General features: G+C 50.1%; 22 protein-coding genes, 1 tRNA gene and 3 pseudogenes. 18 read left to right on the top strand and 8 right to left on the bottom strand.

The window, feature by feature from the left end; all coding sequences use genetic code 11:
• The first annotated feature begins 47 nt into the window (after positions 1-47).
• The gene (locus ABDK09_09900; GenBank protein ID XAW89889.1) at positions 48-1,277 is read left to right on the top strand and encodes a MalY/PatB family protein; all 1,230 of its coding nucleotides are present in this window, start codon (positions 48-50) and stop codon (positions 1,275-1,277) included.
• A gap of 74 nt (positions 1,278-1,351) precedes the next feature.
• Positions 1,352-2,557 carry an MFS transporter gene (locus ABDK09_09905; GenBank protein ID XAW89890.1) on the top strand — a complete coding sequence of 402 codons (1,206 nt, stop codon included), beginning with the start codon at positions 1,352-1,354 and terminating at the stop codon, positions 2,555-2,557.
• A 27-nt stretch (positions 2,558-2,584) separates the two neighbouring features.
• Here ABDK09_09905 and ABDK09_09910 read toward each other — a convergent pair whose 3' ends face one another.
• Entirely contained in the window at positions 2,585-3,046 is a 462-nt protein-coding gene (locus ABDK09_09910; GenBank protein XAW89891.1) for an Lrp/AsnC family transcriptional regulator, read from the bottom strand.
• Positions 3,047-3,184: 138 nt separating this feature from the next.
• Here ABDK09_09910 and ABDK09_09915 point away from each other — a divergent pair, with 138 nt between their 5' ends.
• From ABDK09_09915 to ABDK09_09930, 4 genes are read left to right on the top strand one after another with little or no spacing between them, the layout of a single operon-like run.
• Positions 3,185-4,015 carry a hydantoinase/carbamoylase family amidase gene (locus ABDK09_09915; protein ID XAW89892.1) on the top strand — a complete coding sequence of 277 codons (831 nt, stop codon included), beginning with the start codon at positions 3,185-3,187 and terminating at the stop codon, positions 4,013-4,015.
• Between the two features lie 13 nt (positions 4,016-4,028).
• Positions 4,029-4,433 carry a M20/M25/M40 family metallo-hydrolase gene (locus ABDK09_09920; protein XAW89893.1) on the top strand — a complete coding sequence of 135 codons (405 nt, stop codon included), beginning with the start codon at positions 4,029-4,031 and terminating at the stop codon, positions 4,431-4,433.
• A gap of 27 nt (positions 4,434-4,460) precedes the next feature.
• Complete coding sequence (locus tag ABDK09_09925) at positions 4,461-5,648, top strand: diaminopropionate ammonia-lyase (protein ID XAW89894.1); 1,188 nt, start codon at positions 4,461-4,463, stop codon at positions 5,646-5,648.
• A gap of 9 nt (positions 5,649-5,657) precedes the next feature.
• The gene (locus ABDK09_09930) at positions 5,658-6,839 is read left to right on the top strand and encodes a M20 aminoacylase family protein (GenBank protein XAW89895.1); all 1,182 of its coding nucleotides are present in this window, start codon (positions 5,658-5,660) and stop codon (positions 6,837-6,839) included.
• Between the two features lie 373 nt (positions 6,840-7,212).
• Here ABDK09_09930 and ABDK09_09935 read toward each other — a convergent pair whose 3' ends face one another.
• From ABDK09_09935 to rpsU, 6 genes and pseudogenes are all read right to left on the bottom strand, one after another.
• Positions 7,213-8,304, bottom strand: coding sequence for a site-specific integrase (locus ABDK09_09935; GenBank protein XAW89896.1), 1,092 nt, complete (start codon positions 8,302-8,304; stop codon positions 7,213-7,215).
• Between the two features lie 98 nt (positions 8,305-8,402).
• Positions 8,403-8,478, bottom strand: a tRNA-Ile gene (locus ABDK09_09940).
• 139 nt (positions 8,479-8,617) lie between these two features.
• Positions 8,618-10,499 (bottom strand): annotated as a pseudogene (gene rpoD, locus ABDK09_09945) (RNA polymerase sigma factor RpoD).
• Between the two features lie 97 nt (positions 10,500-10,596).
• Positions 10,597-12,349, bottom strand: a pseudogene (gene dnaG / locus ABDK09_09950) (DNA primase).
• Between the two features lie 163 nt (positions 12,350-12,512).
• Positions 12,513-12,956: a GatB/YqeY domain-containing protein gene (locus ABDK09_09955; protein XAW89897.1), complete on the bottom strand. Its 444-nt coding sequence runs from the start codon at positions 12,954-12,956 to the stop codon at positions 12,513-12,515.
• Positions 12,957-12,984: 28 nt separating this feature from the next.
• A complete protein-coding gene (rpsU, locus tag ABDK09_09960; GenBank protein XAW89898.1) occupies positions 12,985-13,200 on the bottom strand; it encodes a 30S ribosomal protein S21 in 216 nt (71 codons plus the stop codon).
• A 233-nt stretch (positions 13,201-13,433) separates the two neighbouring features.
• Between rpsU and tsaD the strand changes: the two genes are divergently transcribed.
• Together tsaD and ABDK09_09970 are read left to right on the top strand one after the other, a co-directional pair.
• Positions 13,434-14,453 carry a tRNA (adenosine(37)-N6)-threonylcarbamoyltransferase complex transferase subunit TsaD gene (tsaD, locus tag ABDK09_09965; GenBank protein XAW89899.1) on the top strand — a complete coding sequence of 340 codons (1,020 nt, stop codon included), beginning with the start codon at positions 13,434-13,436 and terminating at the stop codon, positions 14,451-14,453.
• 130 nt (positions 14,454-14,583) lie between these two features.
• On the top strand, positions 14,584-15,399 hold the full coding sequence (locus ABDK09_09970; GenBank protein ID XAW89900.1) for an alpha/beta fold hydrolase: 816 nt from the start codon (positions 14,584-14,586) through the stop codon (positions 15,397-15,399).
• A 162-nt stretch (positions 15,400-15,561) separates the two neighbouring features.
• On the opposite strand, the gene plsY is transcribed toward ABDK09_09970, so the two are convergent.
• A complete protein-coding gene (plsY, locus tag ABDK09_09975) occupies positions 15,562-16,164 on the bottom strand; it encodes a glycerol-3-phosphate 1-O-acyltransferase PlsY (protein XAW89901.1) in 603 nt (200 codons plus the stop codon).
• Positions 16,165-16,353: 189 nt separating this feature from the next.
• Here plsY and folB point away from each other — a divergent pair, with 189 nt between their 5' ends.
• From folB to nlpD, 10 genes and pseudogenes are all read left to right on the top strand, one after another.
• Entirely contained in the window at positions 16,354-16,707 is a 354-nt protein-coding gene (gene folB / locus ABDK09_09980; GenBank protein XAW89902.1) for a bifunctional dihydroneopterin aldolase/7,8-dihydroneopterin epimerase, read from the top strand.
• Positions 16,704-17,195, top strand: coding sequence for a 2-amino-4-hydroxy-6-hydroxymethyldihydropteridine diphosphokinase (gene folK / locus ABDK09_09985; protein ID XAW89903.1), 492 nt, complete (start codon positions 16,704-16,706; stop codon positions 17,193-17,195). The genes folB and folK overlap by 4 nt, the downstream gene beginning before the upstream one ends.
• 15 nt (positions 17,196-17,210) lie before the next feature.
• Positions 17,211-18,014, top strand: coding sequence for an undecaprenyl-diphosphate phosphatase (locus tag ABDK09_09990; GenBank protein XAW89904.1), 804 nt, complete (start codon positions 17,211-17,213; stop codon positions 18,012-18,014).
• Positions 18,015-18,196: 182 nt separating this feature from the next.
• On the top strand, positions 18,197-18,481 hold the full coding sequence (gene ftsB / locus ABDK09_09995) for a cell division protein FtsB (GenBank protein XAW89905.1): 285 nt from the start codon (positions 18,197-18,199) through the stop codon (positions 18,479-18,481).
• A complete protein-coding gene (ispD, locus tag ABDK09_10000; protein ID XAW90715.1) occupies positions 18,482-19,171 on the top strand; it encodes a 2-C-methyl-D-erythritol 4-phosphate cytidylyltransferase in 690 nt (229 codons plus the stop codon).
• Positions 19,172-19,374: 203 nt separating this feature from the next.
• Complete coding sequence (gene ispF / locus ABDK09_10005; GenBank protein XAW89906.1) at positions 19,375-19,851, top strand: 2-C-methyl-D-erythritol 2,4-cyclodiphosphate synthase; 477 nt, start codon at positions 19,375-19,377, stop codon at positions 19,849-19,851.
• A 46-nt stretch (positions 19,852-19,897) separates the two neighbouring features.
• Positions 19,898-20,944, top strand: coding sequence for a tRNA pseudouridine(13) synthase TruD (truD, locus tag ABDK09_10010; protein XAW89907.1), 1,047 nt, complete (start codon positions 19,898-19,900; stop codon positions 20,942-20,944).
• Between the two features lie 44 nt (positions 20,945-20,988).
• Positions 20,989-21,768, top strand: a complete 780-nt coding sequence (gene surE, locus ABDK09_10015; GenBank protein XAW89908.1) for a 5'/3'-nucleotidase SurE — start codon at positions 20,989-20,991, stop codon at positions 21,766-21,768.
• A pseudogene (locus ABDK09_10020) lies at positions 21,761-22,388 on the top strand (protein-L-isoaspartate(D-aspartate) O-methyltransferase). Before surE ends, ABDK09_10020 begins: the two are co-directional and overlap by 8 nt.
• Positions 22,388-23,386 (top strand): murein hydrolase activator NlpD, encoded by a 999-nt coding sequence (nlpD, locus tag ABDK09_10025; protein XAW89909.1) that lies wholly within the window; start codon positions 22,388-22,390, stop codon positions 23,384-23,386. Before ABDK09_10020 ends, nlpD begins: the two are co-directional and overlap by 1 nt.
• Positions 23,387-23,409: the final 23 nt, after the last annotated feature.

Below are 23,409 nucleotides of genomic sequence, written 5' to 3' on the forward strand. Positions count from 1 at the left end.
ACTACCGATACTTATATTGTTAACTTTCTGATTTGGCGGAGTATTACATGAACTATACAGAAGAATTTCCTCAATCCATTTTTGATGAAGTGATAGAGCGCAAAAACTCAAACTCGATGAAGTGGGCATTCAGTAAACAGTTGCTCAGTTTAGAAGAAAGCGCGGCGGAACCGTTGCCAATGTGGGTTGCAGATACCGATTTCAGAGCGCCTAAACCTGTGTTAAATGCCCTGTATGACGCTGTTGAGCATGGCGTATTTGGTTATCCGGGTGGTGCGCTCGAAAGTTATGTGGATGCGGTAATAAATTGGCAAAAGAAGCGTTTTAGCTGGGCTGTACAAGAGGAGTGGGTGGTTCAAACCGCCGGAATCATTACAAGCCTAAAAACGGCAATTCAAGCATTTTCAAACCCTGGGGATAGCGTCTTAATTCAGCCGCCAGTCTATTCTCATTTTCATAACGATGTGCTTATTAATGGTCGACAACTGGCATTGGCTCCACTGGAGCGAGTTGACCAGGGCTATCGATTTAACCCTGAAGTGTTTGAAGATGCGATTCAAGCGAACACTAAAATATTCATTTTGAGCAATCCTCATAATCCTACCGGTAATGTGTGGTCGGAAGAAGAATTAAGAATCATGGGCGAAATATGTTTTAAACATGGAATACTGGTTATTTCGGATGAAATTCACCAAGATTTGATCATGAATCCGCTCAAAAAGCATACTCCGTTTGCCTCTTTGGGGCGTGAATTTGAGCTAAACAGTCTCACTTGTACCGCGCCAAGTAAAACATTCAATCTGCCTGGATTACAGTGTGCGAACGTCTTTATTCCTAACAAAAACCTACGAAATCAGTTTGCACGGCTGTATGAGAGAAATATGTTCCCATTGGTTAATACACTGGGCATGGTAGCGGCAGAGGCGGCCTATACACACTGTGAAAAATGGGTGGATGCGATGGTCGATTACGTCCGTGGTAACCATGACTATTTTGCGAAAGAGGTTAATGCGATGACGGATAGAATCAGCGTACTTCGGGCCGACTCTCTTTATTTGAGTTGGATTGATTGTCGCAAGTTGGGATTCAGTGCAGTGGAATTAGACCGATTTATGTTGACTAAAGCGCGTCTATGGTTAGATAAAGGGCAGAAGTTTGGTCAAGAAGGTCATGGATATATGCGAGTGAATTTAGGCTGCCCACGGTCCACTGTGGAAGAGTCGATTCGCCGTCTACGTCTTTCACTAGACTACCTTGCCAATGACTACACAATATAATCGACCTCAAACGTGCACTGACTCTACTTCAAGAACAGTTGTGAGATTAGAACAGACTATGGCTAGGAACAAATATGGATAATCAGACCGATTTGATTGTTGAGGCGTCGGAATACACGGAATCACAAAACCGCTCGAATATTTGGCGGTTAACCTTGGCTCAAGCCCTATCTGGCGCGAATGCGGTGGTGGTCTATGCAACGGGGGCGATTGTCGGGAATATGCTTGCTCCATCAGCGATGTTGGCCACTTTGCCCATTTCAATTTTTGTTGTCGGCATGGCGCTATGTGTTTTTCCTGTTGGAGAAATTGCCTTTCGTTATGGTCGCCGCGCTGCATTTTTGGTTGGCTCTGCGGCTGGCGTGATTACCGGTTTGCTTGCTATGGCAGCACTGTTTACACAATGGTTCTGGCTATTTTGTTTGTCGACATTTTTTGGTGGCGCTTACGCCGCGGTTGTGCTTTCTTTTCGTTTTGCCGCTACCGATGGCTTACCTGCGAACAAGCGCCCTCAAGCGCTCTCTCTAGTCATGGCTGGCGGGATTGTGGCAGGGATCATAGGGCCACAATTGGTTACGCAAACCATGCACTTGTGGCCACAGAAAATGTTTGCCGTGACCTTTTTGGCACAAGCGATAGTTGCGCTATTGGCTGGCATTGTACTCTTCGGTGTCCATTCGCCAGCACCAAAAAGGCAGACAGAGCGAGGTGGGCGAGCATTAGCAGATATTGTACTTCAGCCACGTTTTATTAGTGCGGTTATTTGTGGCGCGGCTTCTTATATGATCATGAATTTTTTAATGACAGCGGCTCCACTGGCTATGCACATGCATGGCCATAGCCAAGAGTCATCGAACTTGGGGATTCAGTGGCATGTGATTGCTATGTACGCGCCAAGCTTTTTTACCGGTAAGCTAATTGCGCGTTTTGGTGCTGCGAAAATCTCCGCATTGGGTATTTTCCTAACTGGGCTATCTGCTGTTATTGGTTTAATGGGAGAAGAGGTCGTGCATTTCTGGTCGCTATTGATACTGCTAGGTCTTGGCTGGAACTTTGGATTCTTAGGGGCGTCCGCGTTAGTACTAGAATGCCACGAAGCCAAAGAAAAGAACCGAGTGCAGTCGCTTAATGATTTCATCATATTTGGTTTGATGGCGATTGGCTCGTTTTCTTCCGGCGGTATCCTTAGCTTCTATGGTTGGCATACCGTGCTGTTGGTTTCATTTGTACCGTTAGTCTTGGCGACGATCACACTTGGCTCGGCAAGGAAGCGCTCGTAACCCGATTAAACCAATGGAGTGTTGGTCTTATAACGCAAGGCCAACACCAACTTTGGCTTTGGACATGGCGACGAGCGTTTTAAAACGTTTGACGTTAGGCTTTTGGAAAAACAGCTCTCTTGTCAGCTCATTGTATTGATCCATACTTTGCACCGCGAATATCAACACAAAGTCCCATTCTCCTGTTACGTAATAGCATTGTTGTACGAATGGGCAATTTTCAAAATCGCGACGGGTCGCATCCAGTTCGTGGATTTGTTCTGACTCCACTTCGATGTTGGCGATGATGGTTAAACCAAATCCCAGCGCTTCTTGATTAAGCAGTGCCGTATATTGCTTAATCACGCCATTGGCTTTGAGCTTTTTGAGTCGTCTATTTACGGCGGCCGTTGATAAATTTACCTCTTCACCTAACTCACTTTGCGCCATTCGCCCATCTTTTTGGATAGCACGTAGGATCTTTAGATCAAATTCATCCACTTCAATCATTAAAATTTCCACTTAATCGCTAATAAAACGCAAAAAAATTGCGATAACACAGTTAATTTAGAAAATTTATACGATCACTGCTCTCTATACTAGTCCTATCTAACATGACTTATTACACCGAAATATAGGAAGGTTCCTATGACAGCACTTGTGCTAGATGCGGATACGCTGCTTGAAAATATCACTACCCTTGGAAATATTGGCCTTGAGCCTAGCAATGAAGGTCGCTCTCGAATTGCTTTAACTGATGCAGAAAAGCTAGGACGAGATCAACTGGTTACATGGATGAAGGGATTGGACTTGGAAGTTCATATTGACGAAATCGGTAACCTATTCGGCATTCTCCCTGATAACACAGGAAACACAAAAAACGACGCTTTGATGATTGGCTCCCACATCGACAGTGTATTCAATGCTGGTGCACTTGATGGTTGCTACGGCGTTCTAGCCGGATTGGCTGTCACCAAAGCGTATCGGGACCAGAATGTTTCTCCTTCACGGCCAATCATTGTGGCGGCTTTCACCAATGAGGAAGGGGTTCGCTACCAACCAGATATGATGGGATCCCTTGCCCATGCAGGAGGCCTCACCGCAGAGCAAGTTTTAAATAGTATCGGCACGGATGGGACGCGCTTGGGAGATGAATTGCAACGCATAGGCTACGCCGGAACGATGCCTCTAGGAACGCTTATCCCCAGTCAGTACCTTGAACTGCATATCGAGCAAGGCCCGATCTTAGATAGTGAGGGCATCAAAATTGGTGCTGTTGCCAATCTGCAGGGGATTTCTTGGCAAAAAATTCAAATCAAAGGAAAAGCTAACCATGCAGGCACGACGCCTATGTCGATGCGCCATGATGCAGGATATGTCGCCGCTTCTATCATTGCGTTTCTTGAGAGAGATAACGGAAACGATGCCCGGAACTTTGGCGACAGTTGGCAGCATAAAATTCGAACCGAATGCGATTAATGTCATCCCACGAATGACCGAATTAACCGTTGATCTGCGCAATCCGGATAACACGATGTTAATGGCTGCCGAGCAGGCATTAGCAGAGAAACTAGAGATATTAAGACGAGAAGAAGGTGTCACGATAGGAACGGAGGTATTAGCTCGCTTTGATCCTGTTATCTTCGACGAAAGCTTGGTCGCTTCTATCGAGAAAGCTGCCAATTCACTCAATATTTCTCATCACCGAATGACATCAGGTGCAGGTCACGATGCACAAATGATCGCCCGCATTGCGCCATCAGCAATGATTTTTGTACCAAGTAAAGATGGCGTTAGCCACAACCCGAAAGAGTTCACTGAACTTGAAGATTTAATCCTCGGCGCTGAAGTTCTATTGACCACCGTAGACTCTTTGCTCAGCAACGTTTCTGGCTAATCCAATTATCGTTTGAGAGACCTTATCATGCTATTTAAAAACCCAAATGCCACCAATTCACCATATCCGACAAAATTGGCAACGGTGTTAAACCAAGAAACGGCTCATAAAAGTAAGCAATGGCTGTCTACTTGGCCTTTGCTTAGCCGTTGCGCCACGCCACTCAGGTCGATGACCGGAACCGCTCGAGCACTAGGCATTAACACGCTTTGGATAAAAGATGAATCCAAACGCTCCAAACTGGGGAGCTTTAAAGCACTAGGTGCTCCCAATGCACTTATCAATTTAATCCTGACCCATTTCCCAACATTTGAAGCCGATAAAATCCTATTGGGTAAATACCGAGAACAACTTGCAGACTTTGCTGTGGTTAGTGCAACTGACGGTAACCACGGACGCGCATTAGCAGCAGCAGCACAATCGAGTGGTTGTCCTTGTACCATTGTGATTCATGCACAAGTCAGCCAAGAAAGGGAAGACGCCATTGCTGAGTATGGTGCAACTATGGTTCGTATCACTGGAAACTATGATGAGTCGGTAGAAGAAGCTGACCGTATTGCGAAAGAAAATGGCTGGATTGTCGTCTCGGATACTTCTTATGAAGGATACACGGAAATACCTCGAGATGTTATGCAAGGTTATGGTGTGATGGCGACGGAAACTGCTGAACAACTCGAAGCGCAAGAGCAGAAGCCGACCCATATAATTCTTCAGGGTGGAGTCGGAGGTTTAGCTGCAGGTGTGTTCAGTTATTTCTGGGAGCAATACGGAGTTGAGCGCCCAACATTTATTGTGGTCGAACCAAGACAGGCAGACTGTTTATACCAGAGTGCTATCCAGGGTAAACCATCGGCGGCAACAGGGTCGGTAGATTCCGTAATGGCAGGACTGGCTTGTGGTGAAACTTCACAAATCGCTTGGGACTTTCTACAACCAAGTGTGGATTATTTCACTTTGATTGAAGATCAGGATGCGATCGACAGCATGGTGCATCTTGCTCACAGTAAATATGGGGACGCACCAATTGTCGGCGGTGAATCTGGGGTGGCGGGTTTAGCACTATTGACCAAGCTGGCAAAACTGACTCAGCTCAATGCGCTGAGTCTAAACGCGGACTCCAAAGTTTTAATCGTTAATACCGAAGGTGCCACTGCGCCAGATCTATTCAAAGAATTAACAGGTATTTCGGCAGAAGAAATCATCGCTAAACAATAAGGAATAGAAATGTCATCTATTGAATCGTTTAAAAAACAGTTAATGAGCTGGCGTCACCATTTACATCAGTATCCCGAGACCGGTTTCGAAGAGTATCAGACTGCTGAATTTGTTTGCCAAATACTATCGGATATGGGGCTAAAGGTAACCACAGGTATAGGAGGCACAGGATTAGTTGCCAGTATCAATCGAGGAAACAGCCATAAAGTCGTTGCTATTCGTGCTGATATGGATGCCTTAAACATTTGTGAGGCATCGAATGAGCGTCACTATACTTCTCAACATCAGGGGAAGATGCATGCGTGTGGCCACGATGGCCACATGGCTATGGTACTCGGCGCAGCAAAATTGCTTACCGATAATCCTGATTTTGATGGAACTGTGCGCTTCATATTTCAGCCGGCGGAAGAACACGGTCGTGGTGCGAAAGCAATGATGACTGATGGCGTGTTTGAGCGTTTCCCAGTAGACGCAATTTTTGGTGGTCATAATATGCCAGGAATGCCGTTAGGGACTATCGCTACTCGCTCTGGTGGTATCATGGCTAGCGAGGATAACTTTGAAATAACCATTGAAGGTAGTGGTACTCATGCTGCGCGGCCACACATGGGCAATGACCCGATGGTGATAGCGGCAAACATTATTTTAGCGCTGCAAACTATCGTGTCGCGGAACGTAGACCCAAGCCAACCGGCAGTGGTTTCCTGTACAGAGATCTTAACGGATGGGTTGCGTAACGCCATTCCTGGAAAAGTAGTAATTAAAGGTGACACTCGTAGTTATTCCAAAGCGATTCAAGCACAGCTTGAGGAGCGTATGCGTAGTCTTGTTAAAGGGATATGTGATGCGCACAACGCTAATGGAACCGTTATCTACACTCACGAATTTGCTCCGACAGTGAACACGGAGGAATACGTCAGCTTAGCGGTAGAGTCGGCAGCACAAGTGGTTGGAAGAGGTAATGTTGAAGACAATATTCAACCTATGATGATTTCAGAAGACTTTGGTGCTTTTCTACAAAAAGTACCAGGCAACTTTGTCTTTTTTGGTAATGGTCATCAAAAAGAACAGGGCGGTACGCCTCTACACAGCGCTCATTATGATTTCAATGACGAATTACTCGTTACCGGAGCAAACTACTTTGCCACGGTGGCTAAGGTTGCATTAAAGAAATTAAATCAATCCAACTAGCTCGGAAAATTCGGCGCATCATCGATATCGCGCCGAACTGCATCCATTAATTTACAATCTTGGCAATGTATCGATATAAGTTTTTCGCATCTAGAACTTTAACAGGTAAGGCTAGCGCAAGATCTGATCCGTTTTAGCGATACCTAAAGTTATTCGTCTTGGTCTAATTTAGCAAATTCACTGGCAAACTTCTGTCCAAAACTGATTTATGTTTGAATAAATCGATATCGCGGGTGCCCAACTCCCCGGCACATCCGAGGTTGTATCGATATTTTTGCCCCCCAAGTGTCAATAAACCTGCCTTTTCTGGTGAGCACAGCCAGGTCACATCGGCTTAATCCTCATTTGATTGACACTTGAGGGGCGGTGTTGGCTAAGCCTTTCTCCCTTTGGCTATCGCGTCCAGTTCTTCAACCAGGTCTTCGGCTCTGAGGTGCGTGTAGCGGCGTAGCATCTGCATTGATTTGTGGCCGCTGATGGCCGCAACTTGCTGATCACTTAGCCCGCCTTCCACTAAGCGGCTGACGCTCTCGTGGCGCAGGTCGTGGAATTTAAAATCTTTCAGGCCAATCTTGGCTTTGATCTTCATCCACACTTTGTTGAAGTTGTACGGGCGGCGCTTGCCGTCTTTGCCTGGTTCGCCAAAGAAAATCAGGTCGGTATCAATGGGCCGTACCGGATTATTAATCGCCTGCTTGAAGGATTCTAACGCCAGGAGAGAAAGCGGAACGGTTCTCGGCATGGTGTTTTTGGTTTCGACCAGGAAAACCACACGCTTTTTCAAATCAACCTGAGAGCGGCGCAGAGAAGTGATTTCAGAGGAACGCATACCGGTTTCCAGCGCGATACGAACAATCCAGGCTAACATCGGATTGGTGTGTGTCTCAACGGCTTCCAGGAGCTGTAGCTCTTCTTCCTCGGTCAAGCGCCGTTCCCGGCCAGAAGGCGGGGAGGGCTTACGAATATTCTGGACTGGGTTAATGGCCAGGCCGATACCCCATTCTTTAATCGCAATGTTATACAGGTGGCTGAGCAGGGCCAGGTCAATGCGCACGGTATTAGGAGATCGCGGTTTGGGAGCCGGGTTACCTCTGGCGTCGCAACGGTCCAGGCCAGCTAACCGATCGTCTCGATACTTGGCAATGATTTCGGGCGTCAAGGCGGCCAGGGAGTATTTCCCCAGGGCTTTGATAATCGGTTTGGAATGTCTCGCGTCACAGGCAGCGGTCGCCGGTCGTTTGGTCGGTGAGATTTCTGCCAGGTAGCGTTTTAATGCTTCTTCAATGGTGAGTCGTTCAGACGAGGAACGTTTGATATACACGCCACGCACAATTTCATCTTCAGTGCGTCTTGCCCAATCCTCGGCATCGCGTTTGAGACGAAAAGTTTTAGACGTCGTCGGCCAGCCGGTTTTTCGAATAACGGCTTTCCAGGTACCTGAAGAGGTTTTAACTAAAGTTGCCATGTGAGTACTCCCGAATGCGTACTGTACTGATTTTGTACCTCGGGACGGAATAAAAGGCAACATTCAAAGAAGGGGAAGCGATAACTGCTTGATTTGAATGGTGGCCCCTCCCAGACTTGAACTGGGGACCAATCGATTATGAGTCGACTGCTCTAACCACTGAGCTAAGGGGCCATACAGGTCAAAGATTATAGGGGAAGCTTTACGGGGTGTCTAGACGCTAGGGCGGGCAATTGCGCTTAGTTTTTATTCACTTAGAACAACAGGCAATAAAAAAGGTGAGCCAGAGCTCACCTTTTTCAGTCTTGGTCGATTATTCGTCCAGGAAGCTGCGCAGAGTTTCTGAGCGGCTTGGGTGACGAAGCTTACGCAGTGCTTTGGCTTCGATCTGACGAATACGTTCACGGGTTACGTCGAACTGTTTGCCCACTTCTTCCAGAGTGTGGTCAGTGTTCATGTCGATACCGAAACGCATACGCAGTACTTTAGCTTCACGTGGCGTCAGGCCGGCCAGAACGTCGCGTGTCGCGCCTTTCAGGCTGGTTGATGTTGCTGAGTCCAGTGGCAGCTCGAGGGTGGTATCCTCGATGAAATCGCCCAGATGCGAATCTTCGTCGTCACCGATTGGTGTCTCCATTGAGATTGGCTCTTTGGCAATTTTCAGTACTTTACGGATCTTGTCTTCCGGCATTTGCATGCGTTTCTGCCAGTTCTTCCGGCAGTGGCTCACGACCCATTTCCTGCAGCATCTGACGCGAGATGCGGTTCAGTTTGTTGATCGTTTCGATCATGTGAACCGGAATACGGATAGTACGTGCCTGGTCTGCGATAGAACGGGTGATCGCCTGACGAATCCACCATGTCGCGTAAGTTGAGAACTTGTAACCACGACGGTATTCAAACTTATCCACCGCTTTCATCAGACCGATGTTACCTTCCTGAATCAGATCGAGGAATTGCAGACCACGGTTGGTGTATTTCTTAGCGATAGAAATAACCAGACGTAAGTTCGCTTCAACCATCTCTTTCTTCGCACGGCGGGCTTTCGCTTCACCGATAGACATGCGACGGCTGATGTCTTTGATGCGAACCACAGTCAAAGAGGTTTCTTGTTCGATGATCTGCAGTTTCTGGATTGAACGGCGAATGTCTTCTTCATTACGGCGGATTTTTTCCGCGTACGGTTTATCAGACGCCAGAACCTGATCCAGCCACGCTTCGCTTGATTCGTTACCGGTGAAGACTGCGATGAACGATTTCTTCGGCATCTTAGCCACTTCAACCACAGACTTCATGATCAGACGTTCTTGAGTACGAACGCGATCCATAGAAGTACGCAGTGTTTCCACCAGGTGGTCGAACTGCTTAGGTGTCAGACGGAATTCGCGGAATACGTCCAGTACCAGATCAGTCGCTTCCTGAGCGTGTGAACTTTCGTTACCGTGCTCGTTGATCGCCAGTTGCAGGTTCTGGAATTTGTTACGCAGTTGCGTGAATTTTTCCAGTGCCAGCTCAGGGTCGATACCAACTTCTTCTTCGCTGTCGTCGCTTGAATCGCCGTCTCCATCTTCATCGTCGTCGTCTTCATCGTCGTCGATGTTTTTGTCGTCTTCATCTTTGAGGTCGGCTTCGGTCAGTTCAGAACCGATGTGCGTCGCAGTCGGCGCAGTGCTCTCTTCTTCATTCGGATCGACAAAACCTGAAATCAGGTCAGTCAGGCGCAGCTCTTCAGCCTGGACTTTATCAAACTGTTCCAGGATGTAAGGGATGGTGCCCGGGTATTCAGCGACCGCGCTTTGAACCTGGTTGATACCATCTTCAATGCGCTTGGCAATATCAATTTCACCTTCACGAGTCAGTAGTTCTACTGTACCCATTTCACGCATGTACATGCGGACTGGATCGGTCGTACGACCAATCTCGCTTTCTACGCTGGACAGCGCAGCGGCAGCGGCTTCTGCTGCATCTTCATCAGTGATCGTATCGTCGTCGTTTAACGCAAGATCATCGGCATCTGGGGCAGTTTCTACTACCTTGATACCCATGTCGTTGATCATCTGAATAATATCTTCTACCTGCTCAGAATCGACGATCTCGGCAGGTAGGTGGTCATTTACTTCGGCGTAGGTCAGATAGCCTTGTTCCTTGCCTTTCAGGACAAGTACTTTAAGCTGTGACTGCGGACTTTGATCCATAGACGGTATCCAACTTCGTATCTGGTGAAGGAATAGTATGCGAAATGCAAACCACGTATACTAACAAATTTATTCTTTGCTGACTATTTAAACTGGGTTACGCTTTTAATTCTAGCATTAACGCTACTAGCTCCCTTTTTTCGTCGCTTGATAAACCGACGCTTCTCTCTTTAGCCTGCAAGTTGTCAATTTGTTTCTCTACGCACTGGGCAAGAATCTTGTCCAGTGAGTCTAAAAATAGTTCTTCCTGATTGTCTTCGACGAGCGGTATCTCCCAGCTCGCCAGACGAGACAGAAGTGCCTCATGATTTTCGTTGCGCCAATGTTCGAGTAATTGGCCAGTTGATATATGGGGATTTTGTCGACAGTTTTCAAGCACTGTGACCAACAAACTCAACCCAGGTATAGCCAGACCTTTTACGCTGGAAAGATCCGGTACCATTTCAGCATAGCTCGGATTTTGCAGAAGCAAAGCGATGACTTCACGCATCGGGGTGCGTTTAATCTCTTTGTGTGGCTGCGGGCGCGGGTTAGCGGCCGCCGGCACGCTCGGCTTTTTATAAATGCCGGTCTTCTGCTCCAGAATGCGCAGCAGCTGATCCTGCAGCGATTCATCCGGGATCTGGTTAATCAGTGGCAGTGCCATCGCCTGCAGCGCGGCTTTGCCTTCATAAGTACTGGTGTCCACCTGGCTGAGCAGGTTGGAGAAACAGGTACTTAGACAGCGGTTCTGCGTTGTGCATCTGCTGTTCAAAGGCGTCTTTGCCGTATTTACGCACGTAGCTGTCCGGGTCCTCGCCGTCGGGCAGGAACAGGAATTTGAGAATGTTGCCGCTTTTGAGGTAGCTGAGCGCATTCTCCAGCGCGCGCCACGCCGCTTCACGGCCGGCGCGGTCACCGTCGTAACAGCACACCACAGTGTTGGTCTGACGGAACAGCAGCTGCAGGTGGTCACCTGTGGTTGAGGTGCCCAGCGACGCGACCGAATAGTCGATACCATACTGCGCCAGTGCCACCACATCCATATAACCTTCGACCACCAGAATCTGCGGTGGTTCACGGTAAGCCTGTAGCACCTCATACAGGCCGTACAGCTCTTTGCCTTTATGGAAAATCGGCGTTTCCGGCGAGTTGAGGTATTTCGGCGTGCCGTCACCCAGCACCCGGCCACCAAAGCCGATCACCCGGCCACGCCGGTCACGGATCGGGAACATGATGCGGCCGCGGAAACGGTCGTAACGGTTGCCTTTGTCGTTTTCAATCAGCATGCCACCGGAGACCAGCATGTCCTGGTTATGGCGGCTCTGACCAAAGTTTTTACGTACTTGGTCCCACTCGTCAGCGATGTAGCCGATGCCGAACTTCTGCACGATTTCACCGGATAAACCGCGGTTTTTCAGGTAATCGATGGCGGTGCGGTTAGTGGCTATTTTCAGCTGCTGACGGTAGAACTGAGCAATGCTGCCCATCAAATCGTACAGGTTACGCTTTTCTTCACTGCTGGCGCGCGGGGCATTACTGCCGTTATTGAAGCTGCCGTTGGAACGGGCTTCGCGCGGTACATCCAGGCCGAGAAAGGAGGCCAGCTCTTCAATCGCTTCCGGAAATTCCAGTCGCTCGTACTCCATCATGAAGTCGATGGCATTACCGTGTACGCCGCAACCGAAACAGTGATAGAACTGTTTTTCCTGGCTGACGCTGAAAGAGGGGGTTTTCTCGTTGTGGAACGGGCAGCAGGCGCTGTAGTTTTTACCCTTTTTTTTAAGTTTTACACGTGCGTCAATGATGTCGACGATATCAAGTCGAGCGAGGAGGTCATCAATGAAACTACGAGGGATCTGTCCTGCCATAAAACCTAAAACAAAGAGCTAAACGAAAAAATTACATCCGGCCGGATGGGCGGCGAGCCTCGCGGTTAAAGCTGAGGTTCGGGTCTGCAAAGGCCTGGAGTATAGATACAAACAAGCCGTGCGTTCCGAAGAATAGCACGGCTTGCTGCAATTGGGCGTGGTATTAAGCCAGCTTAGCGCGAACTAAACCGCTTACTTTACCCATATCTGCGCGCCCTTGAATTTGCGGCTTCAGCACAGCCATTACTTTACCCATGTCTTGCATGCCCGCGGCTTCGGATTCGGTGATTGCGCTGTCAATCAGGGCAGACACTTCGTCTTCGGTCAGTGGTTGAGGCATAAAATCCTCAAGTACAGTAATTTCGGCTTTTTCCGCATCAGCGAGGTCTTGACGACCGGCTGCTTCAAACTGCGCAACAGAGTCGCGACGCTGTTTAACCATTTTCGTCAGCACAGCAAGAATGTCGTCGTCGGACAGAGTAATCTGTTCGTCAACTTCACGTTGCTTAATGGCTGACAAAGCTAAACGGATAGTGCCAAGGCGCGTTTTGTCCTTGGCTTTCATCGCTAATTTTTGCTCTTCTTTGAGCGTGTCAATCAGAGCCATAACAAATTCCTAAGTAAGGAATCAGTTATTAGTACAGGCGAACGCGACGAGCGTTTTCGCGAGCAAGCTTCTTAGCGTGACGCTTTTGAGCTGCTGCTTTAGCGCGTTTGCGAACTGTAGTTGGTTTTTCGTAGTGCTCACGACGACGCACTTCAGAAAGGATACCTGCTTTTTCGCAAGAGCGCTTGAAACGACGCAGTGCTACGTCGAACGGTTCGTTTTCACGTACTTTAACTACTGGCATATGCCTTTCACCTCAGGGGTTAATTCGTTAACGCTGGCGTTCAGTGACCGAAACAATAATTTGCTTAGTCTATCTACCAGCTTGATCAAAAATGGTGCCGAATTTTAATCCGATCGACAGGGCTTTGTAAAGCATTTTGTCGACTACAGTCTGTACAAAATTTGTTTGTAAAGCCAAGCCGAGGTAACATGGCGCCAATTTCTAATTATAGATGAAAGCGTGCTGAGAAAACTATGCGCATTATTGGTATTGAAACTTCTTGTGACGAGACGGGTATAGCAATTTACGACGACGAGCAAGGATTGCTGTCGCACAAACTCTATAGTCAGGTCAAACTTCATGCAGACTATGGCGGTGTGGTGCCGGAACTGGCCTCACGCGACCATGTTAAAAAAACCATTCCTCTGATTAAAGCGGCGATGGCTGATGCCAATCTGACCCCGGCCGATATTGACGGTGTGGCTTACACCGCCGGTCCTGGCCTGGTTGGCGCGCTGCTGGTGGGGGCCACTATCGGCCGCAGCCTGGCGTACGCCTGGAATGTGCCGGCGGTGCCTGTGCATCACATGGAAGGCCACCTGCTGGCGCCGATGCTGGAAGATAACCCGCCACCGTTCCCGTTTGTGGCGGTGCTGGTGTCCGGCGGCCACTCAATGATGGTGGAAGTGAAAGGCATTGGTGAATATCAGATCCTCGGTGAGTCGATTGATGATGCCGCCGGTGAAGCGTTTGATAAAACCGCTAAGCTGATGGGGCTCGATTATCCGGGTGGTCCGCTGCTGGCGCGTCTGGCAGAGAAGGGTACGCCGGGTCGCTTTAAGTTCCCGCGTCCGATGACCGATCGTCCGGGGCTGGATATGAGCTTCTCCGGTCTGAAAACCTTCACCGCCAATACCATTGCCAGCAATGGTGATGATGAGCAGACCCGCGCCGATATCGCCTATGCGTTCCAGGAAGCGGTGTGTGACACGCTGGTGATTAAGTGTAAACGTGCTCTGGAACAGACCGGGATGAAACGCATCGTGATTGCCGGCGGCGTGAGTGCCAATAAGCAGCTGCGTGAATCGCTCGGTAAACTGGCACACAAAATCGGTGGTGAGGTGTACTACCCGCGCACGGAATTCTGTACCGACAACGGTGCGATGATCGCTTATGCCGGGATGCAGCGTCTCAAAAACGGTGATACCACGGATCTGAGTCTGGATGCGCGTCCGCGCTGGCCGATTGATCAGCTGACGCCGATTGCTCAGTAAGCACAATTGTTACGGTCGCTGCGGCGGCCGTTTTTATATCTCACGTTTGGTCACAAACCCCAAGCAGGTTTCATGACAACGACAGTAATACGCACGCGATGAGCGCTGCAATATAAAGGAAACAACAGCCATGACGATGTTTACTCATGACGGTCAGCAGATGCATTACCTCGATCAAGGTGAGGGTGAGGTGATTGTGTTTGGCCACAGCTATTTGTGGGACAGCGCGATGTGGGCGCCGCAGGTCGAAGCCCTGAGCGCGCAATACCGTTGTATCGTGCCTGATTTATGGGCACACGGCCAGTCACAACCCGCTCCGGCGTCGATGCGCAGCCTGAGTGATTATGCTCAGCATATTCTGGCACTGATGGATCATCTCGGCATTGAGAGCTTTACTATCGTCGGTCTGTCGGTGGGCGGCATGTGGGGCGCAGAGCTGACCGCGCTGGCACCGCAACGCGTTAAAGCGCTGGTGATGATGGATACTTTTGTCGGCCTGGAGCCGGAAGTCACTCACGCCAAATATTTCCACATGCTGGATACCATTACCGCGCTGCAAGCGGTACCGGCACCGATTGTCGAGACCGTGGCACCGATGTTTTTTGCCAAGCAGGCTGAGCAGGTTGCGCCGCAGCTGGTGCACAACTTTAAACAGCAGCTTGCTGCTCTGAGCGGCGAGCAGGCGGTGGAAGTGGCGCGTATCGGGCGGATGGTGTTTGGCCGTCGCGACCTGATGGAAGAGGTGGAGAAGTTTGCCTTGCCGGTACTGATTGCGGTCGGCGCCGAAGACAGCCCGCGTCCGGTGCTGGAATCTTATCTGATGCAGGACAGCATTAGCGGCAGTGAACTGGTGGTGATCCCGCAGGCCGGCCACATCAGTAACCTCGAACAGCCGCAGTTTGTCACCGAGATGCTGCAACGCTTCTTGGCGCGTTGTTTAAATTAGCATTGAGTCTCTGAACAGATAGCCAGGTGAATCTGAGCTGTCCAACTGACGTAATCAAAAAGGCCGTCACGGCCTTTTTTTGTGTCTGTTATTTGTTGTGAAGAGAATAGCTATGAAGAAAAGAGCTGTGAAGTTCACGGCCGTGAAGTGCTGGGCTCGGCGTTAATCGAGATGGCGACGTTTCTCGCCGACCTTGGGCTCGGTGCCGCTGATCAGGCGTTTAATATTCTGATGGTGACGCAGCACGATAAGGCAGCACAGCATCGCCACCGGCAGGGTGTAATGCGGTTTGACCATCCAGGTATAAAACGGTGCCAGCAGAACGGTGACCAACGCGGCCAGCGAGGAGTAGCGGAAGATCACGGCGATCACCAGCCAGGTGGCCATAATCATTGCGGTCAGATCGAGTCCGATCGGTGCGATCGCACCTAAAGCTGTGGCGACCCCTTTACCACCTTTAAAATGAAAAAACAGCGGATACATGTGGCCAAGGCAGGCTGCGATCGCGATTACGCCCAGCAGCAGCGCATCAATGCCGAGAAAATACGCACTCCAGACCGGAATGGTGCCTTTGAGCATGTCACACAGCAGCACCGCCGCCGCGGTCTTTTTGCTGCCGATACGCAGCACATTGGTCGCGCCCGGATTATGCGATCCGACGGCGCGCGGATCTGGCAGTCCGGTCATTTTGCAGATCAAAACTGCACTGGAGACGGATCCCAGCAGGTAAGCAGAAATGATCATAATGAGTGCCAGTGGCGTCATAATTTCCTCAGAGTGAAGATTTACCGGAATATCGGTTCACAAGTCCTTGTTAACCAAGCTCAAAGTAAAAATTCTGTCCGGATTTCGCATCTTGAGGTGGTTTAGGTATATGATATCGCGATTCAGCAAAATAATACGTTTTTTTCCTCAAATAGGGTATCCGACCTGTAAAAAGGATGTAATAGAAAGATGGATAAAGTTTTTATCGAGCAATTGGAAGTGATCACCACCATCGGTGTGTATGACTGGGAACAAGAGATCAAGCAGAAGCTGGTTCTGGATCTGGAAATGGCACACGACAACAAGCCTGCCGGGCTGAGTGATGATGTGGCGGATGCCCTGGACTATTCTCAGGTCAGTCAGGCGGTGATCGATCACATTGAAAACGGCCGTTTCCTGTTGGTGGAACGCGTGGCGGAAGAAGTGGCAGAGATCATTATGAGCCGTTTCTCAGTGCCTTGGATCCGTATTCGCCTCACTAAGCCGGGCGCAGTGGCCCAGGCCAAAGGCGTGGGTGTGATCATTGAGCGAGGACAGGCATGATCACCATCTATGTGGGCGTGGGTTCCAATCTGCAGCGTCACAAACACATAGAGGCCGCGATTCATGAGCTGGCCGGGTTGGGGGAGGGGCTGCGCCTCTCCACTATCTATGAGTGTGAATCGGTCGGATTTGACAGCCACGCCTTTTTTAATCTGGTGGTTGAATTGCAGACGGAACTAAATTTATCTGAGTTGTCTCAAACCCTGCGTGATATTGAACTGCGCTGGGGGCGTGACAGCCAGGCGCAGAAATTTCAGGACAGGACGCTTGACCTCGACATCATTCTGTATGGCGACACAGTGTCGCCCGCGGCGCCCAAGCTTCCCCGTCCGGACATTTATCAATATCCCTTTGTGATACAGCCTCTGTATGAGCTGTGTCCGTCGTTGTCCATTCCCGGCGATCAGCAGACGATCGCGCAGGTGTGGCAGCAAGCCAAAGGGCTGGAGGCACTTAAACCTGTAGAGCTTTGGTTCTCATTAAATTAATTACAAGAGTAAACAATGAGTTATTTTGAAGCTTTCATGTTAGCTTTAATTCAGGGCTTAACCGAATTTCTACCGATTTCCAGTTCCGCACACCTGATTCTGCCCTCGGCCATTTTTGGCTGGGCCGATCAGGGGTTGGCGTTCGACGTGGCAGTGCACGCCGGAACGTTAGCGGCGGTGGTGATCTATTTTCGCCGTGAGGTCATCACCCTGTTACGGGCGTTTTTCGGTTCGATTTTCAAAGGTCAGCGCGGCAAAGAGGTCACTTTGGCCTGGATGATCGTGCTGGCGACAATCCCCGCTTGCGTGTTTGGCCTGCTGATGAAAGATATAGTCGAGACGTATCTGCGCAGTGCATGGGTGATAGCGATCACGACCATCGTGTTCGGTCTGCTGCTGTGGTATGCCGATAAATACTCAGTGCCTAAGGATGATGAATATCAGGCTGGTTGGAAAAAGGCGCTGTTTATCGGCCTGGCTCAGGCGCTGGCGATTATCCCCGGCACTTCCCGCTCTGGTATCACCATTACAGCGGCGCTGTATCTCGGTTTTACCCGCGAGGCAGCAGCACGTTTTTCATTTCTGATGTCGATTCCGATCATTGTGCTGGCAGCCAGTTATCTTGGCATGCAGCTGGTCACCAGTGGTGCGCCTGTCCATGCCTGTTTTATGCTGACCGGAATTGTGACCTCTTTTGTCAGTGCTTATTTGTGTATCTTCTTCTTTCTGAAGTTGATTTCTCGCATGGGCATGACACCGTTCGTGATTTACCGTTTATTATTAGGTATCGGGCTGTTTGCCTTTTTACTCAATCAATAAGTCATCATTGTGGCGGGTCAGCTCCTGACTCGCCTCACTATCGGGCTTATGGTATAAATGGTGAACTTTTATTAACAACGATTCGTTGTTAATGATATTCCCCGGATACACACGCTGCTGCCTTCGGGCGGCAGCGTTTCCATTAACCAGTATGTGTTTAATTAAGAAACGAGAGGAAGGCAATGCGTGTATTTGCAGTGGCACTGACTCTGCTGTTTGCCTGTCTGCAGTATGACTTGTGGATGGGGAAAAACGGTATTGCGGACTATCGTTCGGTCGCGGGTGAAATCGAGGTTCAGCAGCAGGTGAACAGCAACCTGCATGTGCGCAACCAAGAGATGTTTGCTGAAATTGACGACCTGCGTCAGGGACTGGACGCAATAGAAGAGCGTGCCCGCCACGAGCTGGGTATGGTCAAGGATGGCGAAACGTTTTACCGCATCATAGGTGAGGAAAACCGGTCATGACTGACCTTATCACTGCCATCGTTTCCTGCCGCCGGTGTCGGCAGTCGCATGCAGGCCGACCGGCCGAAACAATACCTGACTCTGCACGGCCATACTGTGCTTGAGCATACGGTTGAAAAACTGCTCAGCCACCCGGCTATCGATCAGGTGGTGGTGGCTGTCAGCCCGGGCGATCCCTATTTTGGCGAACTTTCATTGGCTGCTCATCCGCGCGTGGTGCGGGTTGATGGCGGCAGTGAACGGGCCGATTCGGTGTTATCGGCGCTGAACTATCTTTGTCAGCAGCCATCCAATGAATGGGTCATGGTACATGACGCGGCGCGGCCCTGTGTGCAGCATGCGGATATCTCGCGCCTGATTGATGTTGCCCGCAATCATGCGGTCGGCGCCATTCTGGCGGCACCGGTACGTGATACCATGAAGCGTGGTGACGGCAGCGGTAATATCGATCATACGGTGGAACGCGTTGCTTTATGGCACGCGCTGACGCCGCAGATGTTCCGCACCCGGCCATTGCGTGATGCACTGGCTCAGGCTTTACAGCACCAGATAGCGATTACCGATGAAGCGTCCGCTTTCGAATGGCTGGGTCAACAGCCCGGTCTGGTTGCCAGCCGCGCTGATAACATTAAAATTACTCAGCCGGAAGATCTCGCTCTGGCGGACTTCTATTTGAGCAGAGAAATTTAAGTCAAGCAGCTGAAGCGGAGGCGTTGACACCGGACAGCATTTTAGCCAGCGCCGCGTATCAGCAATGCGGCGGATCAACTGAGTCGCGATAACCTGTGTCTTAACAAAGAGCTCAAAACAATTAGTTCAAAAAAATTAGCTAAAAACAATTAGCGATAAAAAGTCGCCATGAAAAGCAGCCATAAAAAGAAGAAGGACTGAACATGATTCGAATCGGCCACGGTTTTGACGTACATAAATTTGGTGGTGAAGGACCGGTGATTATCGGTGGTGTTGCGGTGCCTTACGAGCAAGGTCTGATTGCTCACTCCGATGGTGACGTGGCTTTGCATGCGCTGTGTGATGCGCTGCTTGGCGCGATTGCTGCCGGTGATATCGGCCGCCATTTCCCTGATACCGACGATAAGTGGAAAGGGGCTGACAGCCGCGAACTGCTTAAAGATGTCTACCGCCGGGTGAAAGAGCAGGGTTACCGTCTGGGTAACTGCGATGTCACTATCATGGCTCAGGCTCCGAAAATGGCGCCGCATATCGATGCCATGTGTGCGGCGATAGCACACGATTTAGAAACAGAATTAACTAACGTCAATGTTAAAGCCACCACCACAGAGCGGCTTGGCTTTACCGGGCGTAAAGAAGGTATTGCCTGTGAGGCAGTGGTACTGCTGGTGAAAGCCTGATCACATCAGGTGATTGGCGTACTGCTCTCACATATCGGAATAAAAAATGACAGATCTTTTATCATCGTTGGCTTATTTATGTGGTAAACCAACAGCGAAAGCAAAAATCAAAGCCAAGCCGGAACACTTTAAGGTGTTTGAGGAGCTGGGTTACGAGTTCAGTGGTCAGGGCGAACAGGTCATGATCCGGATTCGCAAAACCGGTGAGAACACCAGTTTTGTTGCCAATGAACTGGCCAAGGCGTGCGGCGTGAAGTCGAAAGATGTCAGCTGGGCCGGCCTGAAAGACCGCCATGCGGTGACCGAGCAGTGGCTGAGTGTTCACCTGCCACAGGGCAAGTTCCCCAATCTGGCTCAGTTTGAAGCCCAGTATCCGAGTATTGAGGTGCTGGCGATGCAGCGTCACAATAAAAAGCTGCGTCCGGGCGATCTGCAGGGTAACCGTTTTGAGGTGACCTTAAGCGAAGTCAGCGATATGGATGATGTGTTACAAAGATTGCAAGTAGTTGCACAGCAAGGCGTTCCGAATTATTTTGGTAATCAGCGCTTTGGCCGCGATGGTAACAACCTGCATGAAGCGCGCCGCTGGGGACGAGAGAATGTGCGTACCCGCAACCAGACTCAGCGCAGCCTGTATCTGTCCAGTGCCCGCTCGTGGATCTTTAACCATATTGTGTCTGCGCGCATTGAGGCCGGCTGTTTTTACCGCTTTATTGACGGCGATATCGCCCTGCAAGGCAAGCAGCAGTCATTAGTTGAGGCCGATAAGCTCAGCGAATGGAACGCACTGCTGGAACAAGGTCAGGCGGCGATTTCTGCGGCGCTGGCGGGTGACAACGCGCTGCCAACCCGTAATGACGCGCTGGCACTGGAGCAGCCGCAACTGGATGCGGAACCGGACCTGATGAAGCTGATTGGCGGTAACCGTATGCGTCACGATCGCCGCGCGGTGTCGATGATGCCACAGGATCTGAGCTGGGACGTCAACGGTGACGAAATTACCCTGCGTTTTGCGCTGGATGCCGGCAGCTTCGCGACCTCGATTGTACGCGAACTGGTGGAAGAGATTGCCGTCGAGCGTGTCTATGAGTGAATACAGCGTTTCTATGAGTGAACATCAACAGGCGTAACGGACTGATGAGTGATAAAAAATTAAAAATTCTGCTCAGTAATGATGATGGCGTCTACGCGGAGGGCATTCGTGCCTTGGCTTATGCGCTGGCAGATATGGCTGAAATCGTGATTGTCGCCCCGGACCGCAACCGCAGCGGAGCGTCGAACTCTCTGACTTTAGAGCAGCCATTGCGCGTCACCAAGATTGAACCTAATACCTATTCAGTGCAGGGCACGCCGACCGATTGCGTGCATTTTGCGTTAAACGAGCTGATGAAAGACGATTTGCCGGACCTGGTGCTGAGTGGTATCAACCACGGCGCTAACCTGGGTGATGACGTGCTCTATTCAGGTACGGTTGCGGCGGCGATGGAAGGCCATTTCCTCGGCGTGCAGGCGATCGCGTTTTCTCTGGTCGGAAAACATCATTTTGCCACTGCGGGAAAAATTGCCCGTCAGCTGGTTGAACAACATTTATCTTCTCCGATTCCGACCAACCGTTTAATCAATGTCAACATTCCGGATGTGCCGTTTGCCAAACTGACAGGTCAGAAGGTCACGCGCCTTGGTGCCCGCCACCATGCCGAGAATATGATTAAACAGAAAGACCCGCGCGGCCACGATATCTACTGGCTTGGGCCTCCGGGGCGTGAGCAGGATGCCGGTGAAGGCACCGATTTCCATGCAGTTGAACATGGCTTCGTGTCGATTACGCCGCTGCAGGTGGATCTGACCGCCCATGAGTCGCTGGGGGCGATGAATGACTGGTTGATGACCAAGGGAAAGGAAGGTGCGGATGACTAATCCGAAAGCGGACAAACTGATTCAACTGTTATCCGGTCACGGTATTAGTGATGAGAAAGTACTGGCCGCCATCCACGCTTTGCCGCGGGAAAAGTTCGTGTCGCAGGCGATGATGCATCAGGCCTATGATAATAATGCTCTGCCGATCGGTCAGGGGCAGACCATTTCCCAGCCTTACATCGTGGCGAAAATGACCCAGATGCTCGGGTTGCAGCGCGACAGTAAGGTGTTGGAAGTCGGCACAGGTTCCGGTTACCAAACCGCCGTGCTGGCGCAGCTGGTCGATCATGTCTGTTCAGTGGAGCGGATAAAATCGCTGCAGTGGGAAGCTAAGCGCCGTCTCAAGCAGCTCGACATTTATAATGTTTCCACCAAACACGGTGACGGCTGGCAGGGCTGGGCGGCGAAAGGGCCGTTTGATGCCATTATTGTGACCGCCGCAGCTCCCGTTGTTTCCGCAAGCTCTGCTCGATCAACTGGCTGACGGCGGACGCTTGGTGATCCCGGTCGGTGAAGAAGATCAGCAACTGCTGCTGATTGTTCGCCATGGTGACCATTTCGACACCCATGTGGTGGAGATGGTGCGTTTTGTGCCTTTAGTTTCAGGTGACCTGGCCTGATGCGCCCGCTTTGGTGCCGCAGTTTACTGGTCGCAGGGCTGTGCAGTCTGATGATAGGCTGCGTGGCGCATACCCCTGCGCCGGTATCGGGACTGAAGAAAGACTACACCTCTATCGAACGTGGCAGTTATCGTGGCAGCTACTATGAGGTCCGCCGCGGCGACACCTTGTACTACATTGCCTATATCACTGACAAGAACGTCAATGACATCATTCGTTACAATAATCTGCCGAAACCTTACACCATTCACCCGGGTCAGAAACTTAAGCTCTGGCAGCCTGCCTACACGCCTCCCGCTTATGGCGGCACCGGAGCCGGTCCAGCTGTTGCTGTGGCTAAAGCCGCATCAGCGCCGGTTAAAGCAGCGGTTTCTGCTCCTAAACCGATCAAAACGAGCAATAGCTCTAATACTGCGTCAACATCACAAACTGCTAATGTAACCGCTGATCAGGTTAAAAAATACCCAGGCAAGGGTGTTGAACAATCAAAACCAAAGGAGTATGTTAGTTCTGTAAATAAACAAACTGTTAACAAAAAGGTAAGTGAATCTTCATCTTCGAGCGCTAAGTTAGCTCAATCGAACGCCAAGCCAGCGAGTTCAAACGCTAAGCCAGCGAGTTCGAGTACTAAAGTAGCGAAGTGGATGTGGCCGACTAAAGGTCGGGTGATTCAGAACTTTTCCGCTGGGGATCAAGGTAATAAGGGGATCGACATCGCAGGACAGCGCGGTCAGTCCATTATGTCCACCGCAGCAGGAACAGTGGTTTATTCGGGCAGTGCACTACGCGGATATGGCAATCTGGTCATTATCAAGCACAACGATCATTATCTGAGTGCTTATGCCCACAACGATCGGTTGCTGGTTAAAGAAGGACAAAATGTAAACGCTGGCCAGAAGATAGCCACAATGGGCAGTTCAGGAGCCAGTAGTGTTCGCTTACATTTTGAAATTCGATATCAAGGTAAGTCAGTGAATCCAAAGCGCTACTTACCATAAACATACTTGTTCAGAGTCATGTG

Origin of the sequence: Vibrio sp. CDRSL-10 TSBA (assembly GCA_039696685.1) — a bacterium.
In the GTDB taxonomy this organism is placed as follows: domain Bacteria; phylum Pseudomonadota; class Gammaproteobacteria; order Enterobacterales; family Vibrionaceae; genus Vibrio.

Bases quoted from the DNA above. Each gene is read 5' to 3' on its own strand.
- ABDK09_09900 (XAW89889.1), top strand. From the start codon at position 48: ATGAACTATACAGAAGAATTTCCTCAATCCATTTTTGATGAAGTGATA.
- ABDK09_09905 (XAW89890.1), top strand. From the start codon at position 1,352: ATGGATAATCAGACCGATTTGATTGTTGAGGCGTCGGAATACACGGAA.
- ABDK09_09910 (XAW89891.1), bottom strand. From the start codon at position 3,046: ATGATTGAAGTGGATGAATTTGATCTAAAGATCCTACGTGCTATCCAA.
- ABDK09_09915 (XAW89892.1), top strand. From the start codon at position 3,185: ATGACAGCACTTGTGCTAGATGCGGATACGCTGCTTGAAAATATCACT.
- ABDK09_09920 (XAW89893.1), top strand. From the start codon at position 4,029: ATGACCGAATTAACCGTTGATCTGCGCAATCCGGATAACACGATGTTA.
- ABDK09_09925 (XAW89894.1), top strand. From the start codon at position 4,461: ATGCTATTTAAAAACCCAAATGCCACCAATTCACCATATCCGACAAAA.
- ABDK09_09930 (XAW89895.1), top strand. From the start codon at position 5,658: ATGTCATCTATTGAATCGTTTAAAAAACAGTTAATGAGCTGGCGTCAC.
- ABDK09_09935 (XAW89896.1), bottom strand. From the start codon at position 8,304: ATGGCAACTTTAGTTAAAACCTCTTCAGGTACCTGGAAAGCCGTTATT.
- ABDK09_09955 (XAW89897.1), bottom strand. From the start codon at position 12,956: ATGGCTCTGATTGACACGCTCAAAGAAGAGCAAAAATTAGCGATGAAA.
- rpsU (XAW89898.1), bottom strand. From the start codon at position 13,200: ATGCCAGTAGTTAAAGTACGTGAAAACGAACCGTTCGACGTAGCACTG.
- tsaD (XAW89899.1), top strand. From the start codon at position 13,434: ATGCGCATTATTGGTATTGAAACTTCTTGTGACGAGACGGGTATAGCA.
- ABDK09_09970 (XAW89900.1), top strand. From the start codon at position 14,584: ATGACGATGTTTACTCATGACGGTCAGCAGATGCATTACCTCGATCAA.
- plsY (XAW89901.1), bottom strand. From the start codon at position 16,164: ATGACGCCACTGGCACTCATTATGATCATTTCTGCTTACCTGCTGGGA.
- folB (XAW89902.1), top strand. From the start codon at position 16,354: ATGGATAAAGTTTTTATCGAGCAATTGGAAGTGATCACCACCATCGGT.
- folK (XAW89903.1), top strand. From the start codon at position 16,704: ATGATCACCATCTATGTGGGCGTGGGTTCCAATCTGCAGCGTCACAAA.
- ABDK09_09990 (XAW89904.1), top strand. From the start codon at position 17,211: ATGAGTTATTTTGAAGCTTTCATGTTAGCTTTAATTCAGGGCTTAACC.
- ftsB (XAW89905.1), top strand. From the start codon at position 18,197: ATGCGTGTATTTGCAGTGGCACTGACTCTGCTGTTTGCCTGTCTGCAG.
- ispF (XAW89906.1), top strand. From the start codon at position 19,375: ATGATTCGAATCGGCCACGGTTTTGACGTACATAAATTTGGTGGTGAA.
- truD (XAW89907.1), top strand. From the start codon at position 19,898: ATGACAGATCTTTTATCATCGTTGGCTTATTTATGTGGTAAACCAACA.
- surE (XAW89908.1), top strand. From the start codon at position 20,989: ATGAGTGATAAAAAATTAAAAATTCTGCTCAGTAATGATGATGGCGTC.
- nlpD (XAW89909.1), top strand. From the start codon at position 22,388: ATGCGCCCGCTTTGGTGCCGCAGTTTACTGGTCGCAGGGCTGTGCAGT.